This is a genomic window from Vibrio sp. ZOR0018, from assembly GCF_963865925.1.
Classification (GTDB): Bacteria; Pseudomonadota; Gammaproteobacteria; order Enterobacterales; family Vibrionaceae; genus Vibrio; species Vibrio anguillarum.
The window spans coordinates 1-708 of record NZ_CAWMCN010000127.1 but is presented as its reverse complement, the minus strand read 5'-3'; the positions used below and the strand labels follow the sequence as shown (position 1 = coordinate 708).

Annotated in this window: 1 protein-coding gene; it reads left to right on the top strand. The window is 41.8% G+C overall.

What is annotated here, in order from left to right:
- On the top strand, nt 1-187 hold a 187-nt coding region (locus tag AACR75_RS15955; RefSeq protein ID WP_197056813.1), incomplete at its 5' end, for a hypothetical protein.
- Between the last annotated feature and the right edge of the window lie 521 nt (nt 188-708).

The following is a 708-nucleotide window of genomic DNA, read 5'->3' as shown; positions in this document are numbered from 1 at the left end:
TTGGAAGAAAAGTGACGAGCGTAGCATGCTCGGCGGACGTTTGGATGCCGAAGGTTATTTTGCCGATGAATTCACAGCGAAAAGCAACCCAACGCGATCAAGAAACAACAAATATGTGATGATTATTTATTGCTTAAGTTCAGCCATGGGAACATGGAATTTACCGTTCAATTTCAACTCGATTTAGCTGATAAAAACTCACTTTGCCTAACGCCCGGCTAAGGGGTTGACAACGCACCGCCAAACTCAAAAAACACACTGTAAACTCTGAACTTCAATTTTGTACTAAAGCCGCCACGCGTTGACAATCCCTCTTGAGCCGTTTGTTAGGCCAACCGATTGACAACGACACTTTCAAAACTAAAGAACGAGCTTGTTTGTAAACTTGAAACAAACTAACCGATTCATTTATAAACTAAAACTCTAACTCAGAGAAAAGTGACGAGCGTAGCATGCTCGGCGGACGTTTGGATGCTGAAGGTTATTTTGCCGCTAAATTCACAACGAAAAGCAACCCAACACGATCAAGAAACAACAAATATGTGATGACGATTTATTGCTTAAATCCAGCCATGAGAACATGGAATTCGCAGTTCAATTCAAACCCGATTTAGCTGATAAAAACTCACTTTGCCTAACGCCCGGCTAAGGGGTTGACAACGCACCGCCGAACTTAAAAAACACACTGTAAACACTGAACTTCAATTT